At 74.7% G+C, this 16,508-nt stretch carries 12 protein-coding genes; 5 read left to right on the forward strand and 7 right to left on the reverse strand.

The features are described from left to right. Positions 1-141: 141 nt before the first annotated feature. The 5 genes from E4099_RS15875 to E4099_RS15895 form a co-directional block, all read right to left on the reverse strand. Entirely contained in the window at positions 142-1,923 is a 1,782-nt protein-coding gene (locus E4099_RS15875) for a glycoside hydrolase family 15 protein (RefSeq protein WP_135339714.1), read from the reverse strand. A 13-nt stretch (positions 1,924-1,936) separates the two neighbouring features. Continuing rightward, on the reverse strand, positions 1,937-3,064 hold the full coding sequence (locus E4099_RS15880; protein ID WP_135339715.1) for an enolase C-terminal domain-like protein: 1,128 nt from the start codon (positions 3,062-3,064) through the stop codon (positions 1,937-1,939). Continuing rightward, positions 3,061-4,881: a thiamine pyrophosphate-requiring protein gene (locus E4099_RS15885; protein ID WP_135339725.1), complete on the reverse strand. Its 1,821-nt coding sequence runs from the start codon at positions 4,879-4,881 to the stop codon at positions 3,061-3,063. The genes E4099_RS15880 and E4099_RS15885 overlap by 4 nt, the downstream gene beginning before the upstream one ends. 147 nt (positions 4,882-5,028) lie before the next feature. After that, positions 5,029-8,124, reverse strand: a complete 3,096-nt coding sequence (locus tag E4099_RS15890; protein ID WP_135339716.1) for an FAD-binding and (Fe-S)-binding domain-containing protein — start codon at positions 8,122-8,124, stop codon at positions 5,029-5,031. 32 nt (positions 8,125-8,156) lie between these two features. Then, positions 8,157-9,314: an aromatic ring-hydroxylating oxygenase subunit alpha gene (locus tag E4099_RS15895; RefSeq protein WP_135339717.1), complete on the reverse strand. Its 1,158-nt coding sequence runs from the start codon at positions 9,312-9,314 to the stop codon at positions 8,157-8,159. A gap of 614 nt (positions 9,315-9,928) precedes the next feature. On the opposite strand from E4099_RS15895, the gene E4099_RS15900 reads away from it, so the two are divergent. The 3 genes from E4099_RS15900 (at position 9,929) to E4099_RS15910 (ending at position 12,553) form a co-directional block, all read left to right on the forward strand. Next, entirely contained in the window at positions 9,929-10,885 is a 957-nt protein-coding gene (locus E4099_RS15900; RefSeq protein WP_135339718.1) for a TIGR03557 family F420-dependent LLM class oxidoreductase, read from the forward strand. A 261-nt stretch (positions 10,886-11,146) separates the two neighbouring features. Beyond that, positions 11,147-12,163, forward strand: a complete 1,017-nt coding sequence (locus E4099_RS15905; protein ID WP_135339719.1) for an SDR family oxidoreductase — start codon at positions 11,147-11,149, stop codon at positions 12,161-12,163. Between the two features lie 66 nt (positions 12,164-12,229). Further along, positions 12,230-12,553 carry a plasmid stabilization protein gene (locus tag E4099_RS15910; protein ID WP_135339720.1) on the forward strand — a complete coding sequence of 108 codons (324 nt, stop codon included), beginning with the start codon at positions 12,230-12,232 and terminating at the stop codon, positions 12,551-12,553. 198 nt (positions 12,554-12,751) lie between these two features. Here the strand turns inward: E4099_RS15910 and E4099_RS15915 are convergent, their stop codons facing one another. Continuing rightward, positions 12,752-13,693 (reverse strand): EamA family transporter, encoded by a 942-nt coding sequence (locus E4099_RS15915; protein ID WP_135339721.1) that lies wholly within the window; start codon positions 13,691-13,693, stop codon positions 12,752-12,754. Between the two features lie 69 nt (positions 13,694-13,762). Here E4099_RS15915 and E4099_RS15920 point away from each other — a divergent pair, with 69 nt between their 5' ends. Together E4099_RS15920 and E4099_RS15925 are read left to right on the forward strand one after the other, a co-directional pair. Further along, a complete protein-coding gene (locus tag E4099_RS15920) occupies positions 13,763-14,623 on the forward strand; it encodes a LysR family transcriptional regulator (RefSeq protein WP_135339722.1) in 861 nt (286 codons plus the stop codon). Between the two features lie 162 nt (positions 14,624-14,785). Further along, positions 14,786-15,268: a pyridoxamine 5'-phosphate oxidase family protein gene (locus E4099_RS15925; RefSeq protein WP_135339723.1), complete on the forward strand. Its 483-nt coding sequence runs from the start codon at positions 14,786-14,788 to the stop codon at positions 15,266-15,268. Between the two features lie 218 nt (positions 15,269-15,486). Here E4099_RS15925 and E4099_RS15930 read toward each other — a convergent pair whose 3' ends face one another. Next, complete coding sequence (locus E4099_RS15930; RefSeq protein ID WP_135339724.1) at positions 15,487-16,386, reverse strand: LysR family transcriptional regulator; 900 nt, start codon at positions 16,384-16,386, stop codon at positions 15,487-15,489. Between the last annotated feature and the right edge of the window lie 122 nt (positions 16,387-16,508).

Raw genomic sequence — 16,508 nt, forward strand, 5'->3', positions numbered from 1 at the left:
CCGGCCACCCCCACCTCGCCGGCGCCCACCCCACCGCGGACGGCTGGCGCCACGGCCACCACTACGTCATCGACCGGCACCACCGCACCTGGCCCCGCCCCGCGGCGAGCCGCTGAACACCGCCCCGGGGGGGCGGATGCCTCAGGTGGCGTCCGGCGCCAGCCGGATCGCGCTCTCCAGCATGAGGGCGTGGACGAAGGCCTGGGGCAGGTTGCCGCGCAGCTGCCGCTGGGCGATGTCGTACTCCTCCGCGTAGAGGCCGGGTGGTCCGCAGGCCGCGCGGTTGCGTTCGAACCAGCGCAGCGCGGCCACCGGGCGCCTCTGCTGCTGTTCCGCCAGGGCCATCACGAAGCCGCAGAGCAGGAAGGCGCCCTCCGCCTCCTCCAGCGGCCGTTCGTCGTGGCGGAACCGGTAGGCGTAGTGGCCGTCGGTGAGTGCCGCGGTGTAGGCCTCCAGCGTGGCGCGGGTCCGCGGGTCGTCGGCGGCCGGCAGCCCGCGCAGCGGCGGCAGCAGCAGGGCCGCGTCCAGCCCGGGGTCCTCCGGCGCCCGCTGCCAGTGCCCCCGCCGGTGCAGGGCGTTGGCCCGGGTGTCGGCCAGGATGGTGTCGGCCAGCTCGGACCAGTCGGCGGCGCGGCGCGTCGCGGGGGCCACCTCGGCGAGCGCGCGCAGTCCGGCCGCGCAGATCAGCCGGCTGTGCGTCCACGGCCGGTTCTCCAACTCCCAGATCCCGGCGTCCGGCTCCCGCCACCGCCGGGCGACGGCGTCCGCGGCGATCTCCGCGGCCCGCCGGCCGTGGCCGTCCAGCCGGTCCTGCCGGGCCGCCGCGGCGAACAGCAGCAGGGCCTCGCCGAAGGAGTCCAGTTGGAACTGGCGGTTGACGCGGTTGCCGACCCGGTCGTACCCGCCCGGGTAGCCCGGCAGATCCAGGCCGCGCGGGTCGGGTACCCCGCCGCCGTGCACGGTGTAGGCGGGCGCCAGCCCGGGGCCGTCCTCGTGCAGCCGGTCCGCGACGAAGCGGATCGCGTCCTCCAGCGGCGCCTGCGCCCCGGCCGCCGCGAAGGCCTGCCCCGCGTAGCACTGGTCGCGGATCCACACATAGCGGTAGTCGTAGTTGCGCCCCGCCTCCGCGCGCTCCGGAAGGCTGGTGGTGGCCGCCGCCACCATGCCGCCGCCGCGGCTGGTCAGGCCGCGCAGTACGGCGTACGAGTGCCGGGCGTCGCGGCCCGCGATGGCCTGGTCCAACCGGGGCACCTGCGCCGCCCACGCCCGCTCGGTGGCGGCCCAGGCGCGGGCGGGGTCCGGGGGCGGGCCGTGCGGTGCGTCCGTGCCGATCTCCAGTACCAGGTCGTGCTGGCCGCCGGCGGGCAGCCGCAGCTCCGCGAGGAGTGCCCGGCTCCCCTGGCCGGTCTCCGCCACCTGGGCCTGCCCGCCTCCCGACCACCGCAGGTGCAGGCCGCCGACGCGCGCCGACCACACCCCCGCGTCGTCCCGGCGGGCCTCCCGCAGCGGTTGCGCGCCGTATCCGGCGGCGGGCTCCAGCACGATGCCCACAGCGGCCGGCGCCCTGAGGGCCCGTACCTGCCGGAGCAGCACCAGCCGCCCGGGCTCGCCGGGGAAGGCCAGGGCCTCGCGGCACTCCACGATGCCGTCCTGGGTGATCCAGCGGCTGCGCCAGATCAGCGAGTCCGCCTCGTAGTAGCCGCCCGCCACGAACCGTCCCCGCGGGGTCACCGCGTACCCGCCGGTGCCGCCGATGAGGGTGGAGAAGACGGCGTCGTCATGCCACCGCGGGGCACACAGCCAGCAGATCTCGCCCCGCGGGCCGACCAGGGCGCCGCGCTCGCCGTCGGCCAGCAGGGCGTAGGAGCGCAGCGGCTGCGGCGGGCAGCCGCCGGGGTCGGGCCGCGGCGGACGGGTGCTCATGCCTCTCCGTGGGTCATCCGGTGCGGTACCTCTCCGCCTCGCCGGTGCGCAGCGCCAGTCCATGGCCGGGCGGTGCGCCGTCTCCCGGGCTCGGGCGCAGCTGCCCGCCCTGGGGGTTGAGGACTCCGTCGAACAGCAGGGCCTCGATCCGGGTGTGGTCGTGGAACCACTCCAGGTGCCGCAGGTTGGGGATGGCCGCCGCCGCGTGGGCGTGCGCGTGCGGGGCGCAGTGGCCGGAGACCTCCAGCCCGGCGGCGTGCGCCAGGGCGGCGGCGCGCAGCCAGGTGGTGATGCCGCCGCAGCGGGTGGCGTCGATCTGCAGGCAGTCCACCGCCTGGGCGCCGAGCATCTGCTGGAAGTAGGGGAGGGTGTAGCCGTACTCGCCGGCCGTCACGTCCATCGTGACGGCCTGGCGGATCCGGGACAGGCCCGCCAGGTCGTCGGAGGAGACGGGTTCCTCGAACCAGGTGACGGCGTGGTCGTGCAGCCAGGCGCCGAGCCGGATGGCCTGCTTGTGCCGGTAGGCGCCGTTGGCGTCGACGTAGAGTTCGGCGCTGTCCCCGATGCTGCGGCGGGCCCGCGCGACGCGTTCGCGGTCCCGTCCCTCGGCCCGGCCCCAGGACTCCCCGATCTTGATCTTGACGCGGGGGATGCCCTGCTCCTCGACCCAGCCGCGCAGCTGGCGGTCCTGCCGCTGGTCGTCGTAGGTGGTGAAGCCCCCGCTGCCGTAGACCGGCACCCGGTCGCGGCAGGCGCCGAGCAGTCTGACCAGGGGCAGGCCCAGCAGGCGCGCCTTGAGGTCCCACAGGGCGATGTCGACGGCGGACAGGGCGCCGGCGACCAGGCCGGGCCGGCCGTCGTTGCGCACCGAGCGGCTCATCGCCTCGTGCAGGGCGGGCACGTCCCAGACGCACCGGCCGGCGATGACGCCGGCCAGGTGCTCCCGGATCACCTGCGCCGTCGCCGGGGCTCCGTAGGTGTAGCCGAGGCCGGTCACCTCGCCGCTGCGCACCGTGGCGACCACCAGGGTGGTGGTGTCCCAGGTGAGGGTGCCGTCGCCTTCCGGGCCGTCGGTGGGGACGGTGTAGGCGGCGGCCTCCACGGCATCCGCCGGGGGTTCGGCGTATGCCCCGGCGCTCACGTGGCCGACCGGCCCTTGTGGCCCCCGCTCCCCTTGGTCCGGTGGCCGGGGAGCATCTCCTGCACCTTGGCCTTGAATCCCTGCCGGATCATGTCGCTGCGGTCGGGGTCGCCCTTGAAGACGGCCAGCGCCGCGGCCTCGATCTGGTCCAGGGTGGCGTGCGGGGGGATGGGCGGGACGGCCGGATCGGTACGGAAGTCGATCACGAAGGGCCGGTCGGCGCCCAGCGCCTGCCGCCAGGCGGCCTCCACCGCGCCGGGCTCCTGAACCCGCACGCCGTCCAGCCCGATGGAGCGGGCGAAGTCGGCGTAGGGGACGTCCGGGATCGCCTGCGAGGGCAGGAACTGGGGGGCGCCGGACATGGCGCGCATCTCCCAGGTGACCTGGTTGAGGTCCTGGTTGTTGAGGACCGCGACGATCAGTCTGGGGTCGCGCCAGTCCCGCCAGTACTTGGCCGCGGTGATGAGTTCGGCCATGCCGTTCATCTGCATGGCGCCGTCCCCCACGATGGCCAGGGCGGGCCGCTCGGGGTGGGCGAACTTGGCCCCGATGGCGTAGGGCACCCCGGGCCCCATGGTGGCCAGCGTGCCGGAGAGCGAGCCGCGCATCGAGCCGCGCATCCGCAGGTGGCGGGCGTACCAGTTGGCCGCGGAGCCGGAGTCGGCGGCCAGGATCACGTCCTCGGGCAGCAGCGGGTCCAGGGCGTGCACCACGTACTCGGGGTTGATCGGGTCGGCCGGCACGGCGGCGCGCCGCTCCATCACCTCCCACCAGCGGGTGGTGTCCTTCTCGATCTTCTCCCGCCAGGTGCCGTGCTTCTTGCGCTTGAGCTGGGGCAGCAGGGCCCGGAGGGTCTCGCGGGCGTCGCCGACCAGGTTGACCTCGAAGGGGTAGCGCAGCCCGACCATCGAGGGGTCGATGTCGATCTGCACCGCCCGGGCCTGGTCGAGTTCCGGCAGGAACTGGGTGTACGGGAAGCTGGAGCCCACCACCAGCAGGGTGTCGCAGTCCCGCATCAGCTCGTACGAGGGGCGGGTCCCCAGCAGCCCGATGGCGCCGGTGACATAGGGCAGGTCGTCGGGGAGGGCGTCCTTGCCGAGCAGTGCCTTGGCCACCCCGGCGCCGAGGAGGTCGGCGAGCTGTTCGACCTCCGCGCGGGCCCCGCGGGCGCCCTGCCCGATGAGGACGGCGACCTTCTCCCCCTTGTTGAGGAGTTCCGCGGCGCGGGTGATCTCCGCGGCGGCGGGGACGGGTGCGAAGTCGGCGACCCCGAGGCTGGAGGGCACCATCTTGAAGGCGTGCTCCGGCGGCGAGTAGTCCAGCTCCTGGACGTCGGCCGGGATGATGACGGCCGTCACCGTGCGCCGGGTGGCGGCGGTACGCATCGCCCGGTCGAGGACGTTGGGCAGCTGCTCCGGGACGGTGACCATCTCGCAGAACTCCGAGGCGACGTCCTTGTAGAGGCTCAGCAGGTCGACCTCCTGCTGGTAGGAGCCGCCCATCGCGCTGCGGTTGGTCTGGCCCACGATGGCCACCACCGGGACGTGGTCGAGTTTGGCGTCGTAGAGGCCGTTGAGCAGGTGGATCGCCCCCGGTCCTGAGGTCGCCGCGCAGACCCCGACGCGCCCGGAGAACTTCGCGTAGCCGACCGCTTCGAACGCGGCCATCTCCTCGTGCCGGGCCTGGACGAACACCGGCTTGTTGTCGGCCCGCCCCCAGGCGGCGAGGAGGCCGTTGATGCCGTCGCCCGCGTAGGCGAAGACATGCTCGACCCCCCACTCGCGCAGTCGCTGGAGGACGAAGTCGGAGACCTTCATCGACACGGTGGGTTCCTTTCGACTCTCTTGCTCGGACGAGCGCGTCGGTCGGCGCTCCCGGCTTCGGCGCCCGTGCCGGGAGCCGGCGTTCCGTTCGGCACCGCGGCGTACCGGCCTGGTCGGGGCCGGGCCGGGGCCGCGACCCGGTCATCCACGGCGGCGTGCCAGCAGGTAGCCGCCCGCGGCCAGCGCGCCGGCGGTGGTGAGGGCCGCCGCGGCGGCCAGCCGGGCGTCACGCGGGGACACCGCGGGGCGCGGGACGGCCTTCTCCGGGTGGTCCGCCGGCTGCGGTCCGCCCAGGCCGAGCGCCAGCGCCTCGGCCAGGTGGAGGGCGCGCCGGCCGGTGCCGCCCTGCTCGATCTGGGTGCGGCAGCTGAATCCGTCCGCCAGCACCAGCGCGCTGGGGGCGGTGGCCCGTACCGCGGGCAGCACCCCTTGTTCGCCGACGGCCATCGACAGCGGGTAGTGGTCCCGTTCGAAGCCGAAGTTGCCGGCCAGCCCGCAGCAGCCGGCGTCCAGGACGTCCGCGTCCAGGCCCGCGCGCCGCAGCAGTTCCCGGTCGGCGTCGTAGCCCAGCACCGCGTGCTGGTGGCAGTGGGTCTGCACGGTGGCGGCCCGGGTGAGCCGCGGGGGCCGCCAGTGGGGGGCGTCGTTCACCAGCAGCTCGGACAGGGTCCGGAACTGCCGGGCCAGTCGCTCGACGTCCTGGTCCTCGGGCAGCAGCTCCGGGGCGTCGGCGCGGAAGACCGCGGTGCACGAGGGTTCCAGGCCGACGATGGGGGTGCCGGCGGCGATCCACGGCCGCAGCACGTCCACGGTGCGGGTCAGGACCCGTTTGGCGGTGGCCAGTTGACCGGTGGAGATCAAGGTCAGCCCGCAGCACACGGCACGGGTCGGCACCGCCACCCGGAATCCCGCGTCCTCCAGCACGGACACCGCCGAGATGGCGATGTTGGGGTGGAAGTAGGAGCTGAAGGTGTCGGGCCACAGGAGGACCGCGCGGGGGTCGGCGGGGTCCGGTTCCGGGGTGCCGCGCCGCCGCCACCACTGGACGAACGACTCCTCGGCGAGCACCGGGACCTCCCGCCGCGCCGCCACCCCCGCCGCGGCCTTGCCGAGCCGGGCCAGGCCTGGCGCGTGCAGCACCGCGTTCGCCGCCCGCGGGGCGATCCGGGACAGGCGCGCCCACAGCGGGAGCCAGCCCATCGAGTAGTGCGCGACCGGCCGCGGCCGCCCGGCGTAGTGGTGTGCCAGGAACTCGGCCTTGTAGGTGGCCATGTCCACCCCGACCGGGCAGTCGGACTTGCAGCCCTTGCAGGCCAGGCAGAGGTCGAGGGCGTCGCGGACCGCCGTGGAGCGCCAGCCGTCGGTCACCGCCGAGTCGGCGTGTCCGGCCAGCATCTCGAACAGCAGCCGGGCCCGGCCGCGGGTGGAGTGCTCCTCCTCCCCGGTCGCCCGGTAGGAGGGGCACATCACTCCCCCGCTGTGGCTGCGGCAGTTGCCGATCCCCACACACCGCATCACCGCGCGGGTGAAGGAGTGGCCGTCCTCCGGGTACCCGAACTGCGTCCGGTGGGCGCGGGGCCGCCAGCGGGGCCCCAGTCTCAGGTGCTCGTCCACCCCCGCGGGGGCCACGACCTTGCCGGGGTTCATCCGGTTGTCGGGATCGAACAGGGCCTTCATCTCCCCGAAGGCGGCCACCAGCCGGTCGCCGAACATCCGGGACAGCAGCTCGCCCCGCGCCTGCCCGTCCCCGTGTTCGCCGGAGAGGGAGCCCCCGTAGGACGCGACCAGGTCGGCGGCCCGCTCCACGAAGTCGCGGAACGCCGCCACGCCCTCGGCCCGCTTGAGCTCGAAGGGGATGCGGGTGTGCACACAGCCCTGGCCGAAGTGCCCGTAGAGCGAGGGGTGCCCGTATCCGAACTCGGCGAACAGCTTCTTCAGGTCGCGCAGGTAGTCCCCCAGCCGGTCCGGGGGCACCGCGGAGTCCTCCCAGCCCTCCCAGGTGTCCCGGCCGTCCGGTGGCCGCGCGGTCACCCCCAGCCCCGCCTCGCGGGCCTTGAGCATCCGCTGCTCCCGGGCCGTGTCGTCCGAGAACGACACCGTGCCGTCGTCCTCGCTCCGGCCGATCCGGCTCAGCAGGTCCCGTGCCTGCTGGTCGACGTCCTCCTGGGTGTCGCCGCTGAACTGGAGCAGCAGCCAGCTGTCCCCGGAGGGGAACTGGTCCAGGGACTCCAGATAGGCGTGCTCCTCGCGCATCAGCTGGGCCATCCGCCCGTCCAGCGCCTCCAGTTGGGTGGGGCTGCTGTGCTCCAGCAGCCGCGGCACGTCGTCGGCCGCCGCGCAGATGTCGCTGTAGCCGAGCACCAGGATCGCGTCGCAGGGCGGCACCGGCACCAGGTCCAGCTCCGCCCGCAGTACGGTGACCAGCGTGCCCTCGCTCCCGACCAGGGCCCTGGCCAGGTCGAATCCGTTCTCCGGAAGCAGGGAGTCCAGGTTGTAGCCGGAGACGCGGCGGGGGATGGCCGGGAACCCGCGCCGGATGTCCCCCAGATAGCGGTCGGCGATGCCCCGCAGGCCCTGGTACAACTCCGCCCGGCGGCCGCCGGCGCCCACGATGGCCTGGAACTCCTCCTCGGAGGTGGGCCCCACCCAGCACCGGGTGCCGTCGTAGGTGAGGATCTCCAGGCGCCGCACGTTGTCCACCGTCTTGCCGTACGCCTGGGCGGAGGCTCCGCAGGAGTTGTTGCCGATCATGCCCCCGAGCGAGCAGTGGCTGTGGGTGGAGGGTTTGGGGCCGAACTTCAGCCGGTGGCCGGAGAGCTTCCGGTTGAGTTCGTCCAGGACCAGGCCCGGCTCCACCACGCAGGTGCGCTGCGCGGGGTCGACGGACAGCAGCCGGTCGCAGTACTTCGTCCAGTCGAGGACCACGGCCGTGTTGGTGCACTGGCCGGCCAGGCTGGTCCCGCCGCCGCGGGAGAGCACCGGCGCCCCGAAGCGGGCGCAGACCGCGACGGCCTCGGCGCCGGCGTCCACCGTCCGCGGCACCACCACCCCGATCGGCAGCCGGCGGTAGTTGGAGCCGTCCGTGGCATAGGCGCCCCGGCTGCCCGCGTCGAACCGCACCTCCGCGTCGACGTGTTCGGCGAGCGCCCGGGCGAGCGCCGGGACGTCGAGCCGTGCGCCGGCCCGACCGGCCGGCCCTGCTCCGCCGCCGGTCTCCGCTCGGCCCTCGGTGGCCATGGGTGCCTCCTTCTGAGGTCCGCGCCGGGCGTTCAGCCGGGCGGCTGGTGTTCGCCGGGTGGCTCGGTGGCGGGGCACGCGGCGGTGCCGCACCGGCCGGATGCGGGCCGGATGGGGACGCCGTTGCGACGCAGCACCTCGCGGACGTCGAGGATCACGGGGAAGATCTCGTGGTTCCAGTCCGCGCCCTGCTCGTCCCAGGCCCGCTGCTCGGCCTCCACCGCCATCCGATCCTCGGCGAACACCCGTTCGGCGAAACGGCGGATCAACGGCCAGGCCAGCCGCAGGACCCCCGGCACCGGCGGTTTGGCGATCATGAGCAGGCCGTAGGCGTGATGGGTGCGCTGCTCGGCGTCCACCGGCACGTATACGACCCACAGGGAGAACGCCGGGCGCCCGGTCTTCTCGGGGACCGCGCGCAGGGTCTGGTAGGGGTACTCGGTACGGACGGTGATCAGGTCGGGGTCCCTGCCGCCGCCGAGGCCCTCGGCGGACAGCAGTCCGGCCCCGCGGTCCTTCCTGCCGCCCCCGGGGACGAACAGGTAGCGCGCCTCCACCGAGCGGGGCCCGGTCTCGTACCCCAGCAGTTCGGGCCGGATCCTGCCGAGCACGCCCCGGTGCAGGAACTGGTGGTTCATGTCGAGCAGGTTCTCGTGCATGAACGAGTAGTGGCAGCGCACCGTGCGGGAGAACGTCATGGTCCGGTACCGCGGCGAACCGAACTCCGGCAGGTGGGGGAAGGGGGTCCGGTCCGCCTTGTCGGGGTCGCCCGGGAAGACGAAGACCAGGCCGTACGCCTCGCGGACCGGGTAGGAGCGCACGCCGCGGGGCGGCCGGCCCACCCCCTTGGGCAGGTACGGGATCTGCGAGATGCGCCCGTTCCCCCGGTAGGCCCAGGCGTGGTAGCAGCAGCGCAGCGCCTCGCCCTCCACCACCCCCATGCTCAACGGCACCTGCCGGTGAGCGCACCGGTCCTCCAGGGCGTAGACGGTCCCGCTGGCGCCGCGGTACAGCGCCATGCGCTCGCCGGCGAACACCGCGGCGCGCGCGGAGTTCCTCGGCACGCTGCGGGACACGGCGACCGGGTACCAGAAGTCGGGATGGAGGCCGGTGCGCCGGAGGTCCGCGGCCTCGGCGTCGACGGCGCGGCCGGTCGGCGGGTACTCGGTCCGCGCCGGTTCCACCGCCATGGCTCCGTCCCTCCTCGACCGGGCCTCGACCACGCGCGCTCCCTCTTCCGTGCACGCGGGTGGCGGCCTCCCGCCGCCCTCCTCGACCACCCTCTCTGTGTCCCCCGGTTCCGCGCAGGTCAGGCTCGGCCCACCGGGTGACGGGCGCCGGGAGGGCGGCGCCGGAGGTCCTGGTACGGAGAACGCCCCGCTCCGGCACGGCCCGCGCCCTGCGGCCGAGGTGCGTCGGCGAGCTGCTGGTGCCCATAGTGGGACGGGCAGGAAGGCGGGCCGCGAGTGCCCGCGCTCATGGCGGCGGTGCCCTGGGCTCGGCTCGGAGCCACCGGCACCGAGAGGGCCGACCCCGACCGGCACGCTGAGGGCTGGGAGGCAGGGATGAAGCCGTCGGTGGACCGGATCACCCACCCCCGGGGTACGCGAACACCCCACGGCCGTCCCAGAGCCGACGACCACCGCGGCCACCCCAGTGTCGCCCGCCCTGGTACCGGCGAGGATCGGCGGCCGGCGCACGCCACACGGACCCTCTGCGACGTCCGACTGACGTGCGGCCGGGAGGAGGAAGCGGGGAAGGCAGGCGGGCGCGGGCGGAGGCATGCGGAAAGGAGCAGGATCCGATGACCGAGTACGGCTACTTCCTGGCGTGCGAGGAGTTCAGCCCGGCGGAGCTGATCGACCAGGCCCGGCGCGCGCAACAGGCGGGGTTCACCCGGCTGGCCATCTCCGACCACTTCCATCCGTGGATCGGCGCACAGGGCAACAGCCCGTTCGTGTGGTCGATGATCGGCGCGCTGTCGCAGGCGGTGGACCTGCCGGTCACCACGCTGGTGACCTGTCCGACGGTCCGGCTGCACCCGGCGGTGACCGCGCAGGCCGCCGCCACCTCCAGCGTGCTGCTGGGCGGCCGGTTCGCCCTCGGTGTCGGCTCCGGTGAGGCGTTGAACGAGCACATCCACGGCGACCGCTGGCCGCCGTTCGAGGTGCGTGCCGAGATGCTGGAGGAGGCGGTCGAGGTGATGCGGCGGCTGCTCACCGGCCGTCAGGTCAGCCACCGCGGCCGGCACTACACGGTCGAGAACGCCCAGCTGTACACCGTGCCCGAGGAGCCGCTGCCGATCCTGGTGTCGGCGTTCGGGCCGAAGGCCGCCGAGCTGGCCGGGCGCGTCGGGGACGGGTTCGTCACCATGGCCCCCGACGCGGACCTGGTGGGCGCGTTCCATGACGGCGGTGGCGCGGGCAAGAAGGTGGTCGGCGGGGTGAAGGTGTGCTGGAGCGACGACCGGGACGCGGCCGTCGACCTGGTGCGCCGGGTGTGGGCGACCGAGCAGCTGCCCGGTGAGCTGAACCAGGTCCTGCCCACCCCGGCCCACTTCGAGCAGGCCGCCAAGCTGGTCACCCGCGACATGGTCGCCTCCACCGTCACCTGCGGGAACGAGGTGGACGAGCATGTGGAGACGGCGCGCGCCTACGCCCGGGCCGGCTTCGACGAGGTGTACATCGGGCAGGTCGGCCCCGACCAGGCGCGGTTCTTCGACGCCTACCGCGAGCGGGTCCTGCCCGCCCTCCGGAGCTGACCGGCGGCGGGCGCTGCGGGGCGGCTGAGCACGGCTCGGCGCGCGGAGCCCGTGCCGTACGCACCGGACAAAACCCCGCGCCGGCCCGGTGCGGGACGGAGCCGTACGGACACCCCGACGGCCGCCGCGGCCGACCGCGTCCCTCGCGCGGCCGCCCCGGCACGATCCCGTCCCTCGCGCGGCCGCCCCGGCACGACCGCGTCCTCGCGCGGCCGCCGCCTTGGCCGTTTGCCGACCCCCCGTGCGGGAAACCCGCGCCCCATGACTCTTCACGATCCCGACGTCCGAACGGTGGTGGTGACCGGCGCGAGCGGCGGCATCGGGCGCGCCTGCGCCGTCGCCTTCGCGGCCCGGGGAGACCGGCTCGCCCTGGTCGCCCGCGGCCGGGCCGGGCTGGACGGTGCGGTGCGCGAGGCCGAACAGGCCGGCGCCGCCCAGGTGATCGCCATCGAGGCGGACGTGGCCGACCCGCGGGCGGTGGAGGCGGCGGCCCAGCGCGCCGAGGAGGATCTCGGCCCCATCGACGTATGGGTCAACGACGCCTTCACCTCCGTCTTCGCCCCGTTCATGGAGATCACCCCGGAGGAGTTCCGGCGCGTCACCGAGGTCACCTATCTCGGGTACGTGTACGCCACCCAGGCCGCACTGCGCCGGATGCTGCCGCGCGACGCGGGGGTGGTCGTCCAGGTCGGCTCGGCGATCGCCTACCGCGGTATCCCGCTGCAGAGTGCCTACAGCGGCGCCAAGCACGCCATCCAGGGCTGGCACGAGGCGCTCCGCTGCGAACTGCTGGCCGGCGGCACCCGGGTGCGGACCACGATGGTGCAGATGCCGGCGGTGAACACCCCGCAGTTCGACTGGGTCCGCTCCCGCCTGCCCCGGCGCGCCCAGCCGCTGCCGCCGATCTACCAGCCCGAGATCGCCGCCCGCGCCGTGCTGTACGCGGCCGACCACCCCGGGCGGCGCGAGTACTGGGTGGGCACCAGCACGGTGGCGACCCTGGTGGCGAACGCGATCGCGCCGGGCCTGCTCGACCGCTACCTGGCCCGTACCGGCTTCGACTCCCAGCAGACCGAGGAGCCCCGCCCCGGCGGCGAACCGGACGACCTGTTCGACGCGGCGGACTCCGCGCGGGACTTCGGCTCGCACGGCCGGTTCGACGACCGCGCGCGGAGCCGGAGCCGCCAGCAGCAGGTCGCGCACCGCCTCGGCACCGTCGCCCATGGAGTGCGGCGGGCGGCCGGGCGGGCGAGGGCGCGCCTCCCGCGTCCGGGTTGACTCCCCGCGTCCGGGGTACCCGCCCCCGTGACCACCGGAGGAGTGTCACCGGAGGAGTGAGTGCCCATGCCCCGCGGATCGAGCCCCAAGCGGGAACGCCAGTACGAGCACATCAAGGACAGTGCGCGGGAGCGCGGTGAGAGCGAGAAGCGCGCCAAGGAGATCGCGTCCCGCACGGTCAACAAGGAACGGGCCCGGCACGGTGAGTCCAAGACGGCCAGCCGCAGTTCGGTCGAGGACATGTCCTCCTCCCGGCGCGGCGGACAGCGCTCCCACAGCGGGGCCGAGGGGCCGACGAAGGAGCAGCTGTACAACGAGGCCAAGCAGCGCAACATCCACGGCCGCTCCAAGATGAGCAAGGAGGAGCTCGAGAACGCCCTCGGCCGGTGAGCGGACGACCCGAGGACGGCTCGAAGGCTCGGGGCGGGGATCGTGGGGCGTCGGACGGCGGCACCCTGCCCAGCAGTGGAGACGTAGCGGTTGTCTTCCGGCCCAGCGGTCCGGGGCCGGGACCGCGCGTGACGGGAAGACACCTCCACCCCAGGCGCCCTCGCACCCGCCTCCCGCGCCCTGAGGGCTTGGGTCCTCTCAGCCCTTCGCCCTCGTCCGTACCGCCCCGGCGCTGGCCGCCACCACCAGCGCGATCGCCAGGCACTGCCACAGCGACAGCTTCTGGTGCAGGACCAGCAGTCCCGCCAGTGCCGCGACCGCCGGGGCCAGGCTCATCAGCACCGCGAAGGTCGCGGCCGGCAGACGGCGCAGCGCCAGCAGCTCCAGGGTGTAGGGCAGCCCCGAGGAGAGCAGCGCCACCGCCAGTCCCAGCCCGAGCACCTCCGGCTCCAGCAGCCTGCCTCCCGCGGAACCGATGCCCAGCGGCAGGCTGACCAGGGCGGCCACGGCCATCGCCAGCGCGAGCCCGTCCAGGCGCGGGAAGCGTGCCCCGGCCCGGGAGTTGAAGACGATGTACACCGCCCACAGGGCGCCCGCGCCGAGCGCGAAGGCGGCGCCGGCCGCGTTCAGCTGGTCGAAACCGTCCCGCCCGAGCAGGACGACACCGGCCAGCGCCAGGCCGGCCCAGACCAGGCTCATGGCCCGGCGCGCGGCGACCACGGACAGCGCGAGGGGCCCGAGGACCTCCAGCGTCACCGCCGGGCCCAGCGGGATCCGGTCGATCGCCTGGTAGAAGAGGATGTTCATGCCGCCGAGCGCCAGCCCGAAGGCGAGGACGACGGCCCAGTCGGTACGGCTGTGGCCGCGCCACCGGGGACGGCACAGGACCGACAGCAGCACGGCCGCGATGGTCACCCGCAGCGCCACCACGCCCAGGGCCCCGGCGCGCGGGAAGAGCAGAGCGGCGACCGCCGAACCGAACTGCACCGAGAGGGTGCCGGCCAGTACCAGTCCGATGCCGCCGAGGCTGCCGCCGCCGGTCGGGGCGTCCGCCCCGCGGACGCGGCCGGTCGCCGCTGTGTGCCGCCCGGCCGTGGAGGGTGATCCTCCGGTGGCCGCCTGGGCCCTCACCTGTGTCATGGCCCTCACCTTAGGAAGCCGCCCGCCGGAGGTGAAATGCCGACTGAACCGCCGTTATGCTTGGCAGGCATGACCATGGAGCTGCGCCACCTGCGGGCCTTCCTCGCCATCGCGCGGGAAGGCACGATCACCGGCGCCGCGGCCCGGCTGCACATCGGCCAGCCCGCCCTGTCCCGTACGCTGCGCCAGCTCGAGGCGCATCTGGGCGTACGCCTCGTCGACCGCTCCACGCATCATCTGGAACTCACCGCGGCGGGCCGGACCTTCCACGACAAGGCCGCCGCCGCGCTGGCCGCCGCCGAGGCGGCCTTCGACCCGCGCTCGCTGACGGCCCTCCCGATCCGCCTGGGCCACCCCTGGGCCGCGCTCGGGGACCTCACCGTCCCGCTGCTGCGCCGCTGGGACCGGGAGCATCCCGAGGTGCCGCTGAGACTTCTGCGGGTCGACGACCGCACGGCCGGCCTCACCCGGGGCAGGGTGGACATCGCGCTGCTGCGCGGCGAGGTGGCGGCGCCGGGTCTGGTCACCGAGCTGCTCTTGGAGGAGGGGCGGGTGGCCGTGGTGCCCGCGGACAGCGTCCTCTCCGAGCGCGGCGCCCTCACCCTGGCGGACCTGGCCGACTGGCCGCTCGCCCTGAACACGGTGGCCGGCACCACCACCCTGGACCTGTGGCCCGCCGCGGCGCGCCCGGCGAAGACCATCGAGGTGACCAACACGGACGAGTGGCTGACGGCCATCGCGGCAGGCCGGGCGGTGGGCATCTCCACCACGGCGACGCCGGGCCTGCACAGCCATCCCACGATCGCCTACCGCCCCCTGACGGACGCGCCACCGGTGCCCGTGGTGCTGGCCTGGCGCCAGGGCGTTCCGGCCCATCCGGCGATCCCGGCCCTGGTCCGCCTGGCCCGTGAGCTGGTGGCCGAAGGCTGACGGCGGCCCGGGCGGGGTCCGCGGACCCCGGGGGCGGGGCACCGCACCTCCTCGCACCGGGCGGCGGGGCCCGCGGGGCTTGCGGGGCTTGCGCCCCCACGGCAGCCGCAGCATGCTCGTGGCGCACTCCTGACAGGGCGTCAGGCGACGGAGGTGAGCCCGATGGCATCCGCCCAGCGGCGCGGCCGGCGGATCATGATGAGCGCCGAGGAGCTGGACACGTACCTGGCGGCCCAGCGGACCTGCCGGGTGGCGACGGTCGGCTCCGACGGGCGCCCGCACGTCAGCGCGCTGTGGTTCGCCTGGGACGGCACCGCGCTGTGGCTCTACTCGCTGGTGCGCAGCCGGCGCTGGGCCGAGCTGCGCCGCGATCCGCGGATCGCGGTGATCGTGGACGACGGGACCGAGTACGGGGAGCTGCGCGGGGTCGAGCTGGGCGGTACCGTCCGGCCGGTCGGCGAGGCCCCGCGTACCGGCGCGCCCTGTCCCGAGCTGGACGCGCCGGAGCGGTTGTTCGCCGCCAAGTACTTCGGCCTGGACACCCTGCCGCACGACGGGCGGCACGGCTGGTTGCGGCTGGCCCCGCGGACGGTCGTCTCCTGGGACTTCCGCAGGATCCCCGAGCCCCCACCGGCGCGGCCCTGAGCCCGGGACGTACGGGCCCTCGGGCGGCGGGGTACGAGCGCGCCGACCGCCCCCGCCACCCCGGGGCGGCTGGTCCGGCCCGGCGGGCCGAAGGGCCCAGGGGTGCCAGGCGGTTCGCCCGGTTCACGCCCACCGCCAGGGGCCGTCGGCGCCCGCCGAGCGCGACGGCTCGCCCCGGTCGCCCCGCGGGCCGGGGGCCCGTACGACCGGCGCGCCCCTCAGTCGCCGAGCGCCGCGCCGGCGGTGCGCAGTGCTTCGATCGCGGCCCGGATGGAGGGCCTGCGGTCCGCGTCGGTGCGCCAGATCGCGTAGATGTGCCGGCGCATGGTGTGCCGGACCGGCACCGTGCGCACCCCCTCCGGCACCGGGCCGCGCCCCAGCCGGGGGGCGACGGCGACGCCGAGCCCGGCGGCGATCAGCGCCAGCTGGGTGTGGTGCTCCTCGGCGGTGTGCGAGATGCGCGGCTCGACGCCCTTGCCGCGCAGGGTGAACATCAGCCAGTCGTAGCAGAACCCGTTGGGCCAGGAGATCCACTCGTCGCCGGCCAGCTCCTCCAGGGACACCTCCGCGCGGTCGGCGAGCGGGTGGTCGGCGGGGAGCGCCACATCGGCCGGGTCGTCCATCAGCGCGGCCTTGACCAGCCCGCCGGGCATCGGCAGCGGCTTGTTGTACCAGTCGAGGACCACGGCGATGTCGACATCGCCGCGCACCACGCTGGGCACCGCGACGTCCGGCTCCATCTCCCGGAGCCGGGTGCGCAGCTGCGGGTGGTCGGCGCGGAGCGCGGTGAGCGCGGCCGGGAGCAGCCCGCGCGCGGCGGTGGGGAAGGCGCCGAGCAGCAGCTCGCCGACCGCCTGCCCGCGCTGCGCCTCCAGGTCGGACTGGGCCAGTTCGACCTGGGAGAGGATGCGCGCGGCGTGGTCGGCGAGCAGCCGGCCGGCGTCGGTGAGGCGCACCCCCCGGCCGTTCTTCGCCAGCAGTTGCTGACCGGTCTCCCGCTCCAGCTTGGACAGCTGCTGGGAGACGGCCGAGGTGGTGATGTGCAGGCCGTCGGCGGCACCTGTGACCGAGCCGTGCCGGGCCACGGCGTACAGGGTGCGCAGGCGATCGAGATTCATGTAAGCGATGCTACGGGAAACCCCATACGAATTCTCGCTTGTCCTAACTGGTCAACGGCCGCCAAGGTGGAGCCCATGACCGCAGCCGTCTCCCGCACCGTCCCCGCCCCCGCGGCGGATCC

It is taken from the genome of Streptomyces palmae (genome assembly GCF_004684805.1).
Lineage (GTDB): Bacteria > Actinomycetota > Actinomycetes > Streptomycetales > Streptomycetaceae > Streptomyces > Streptomyces palmae.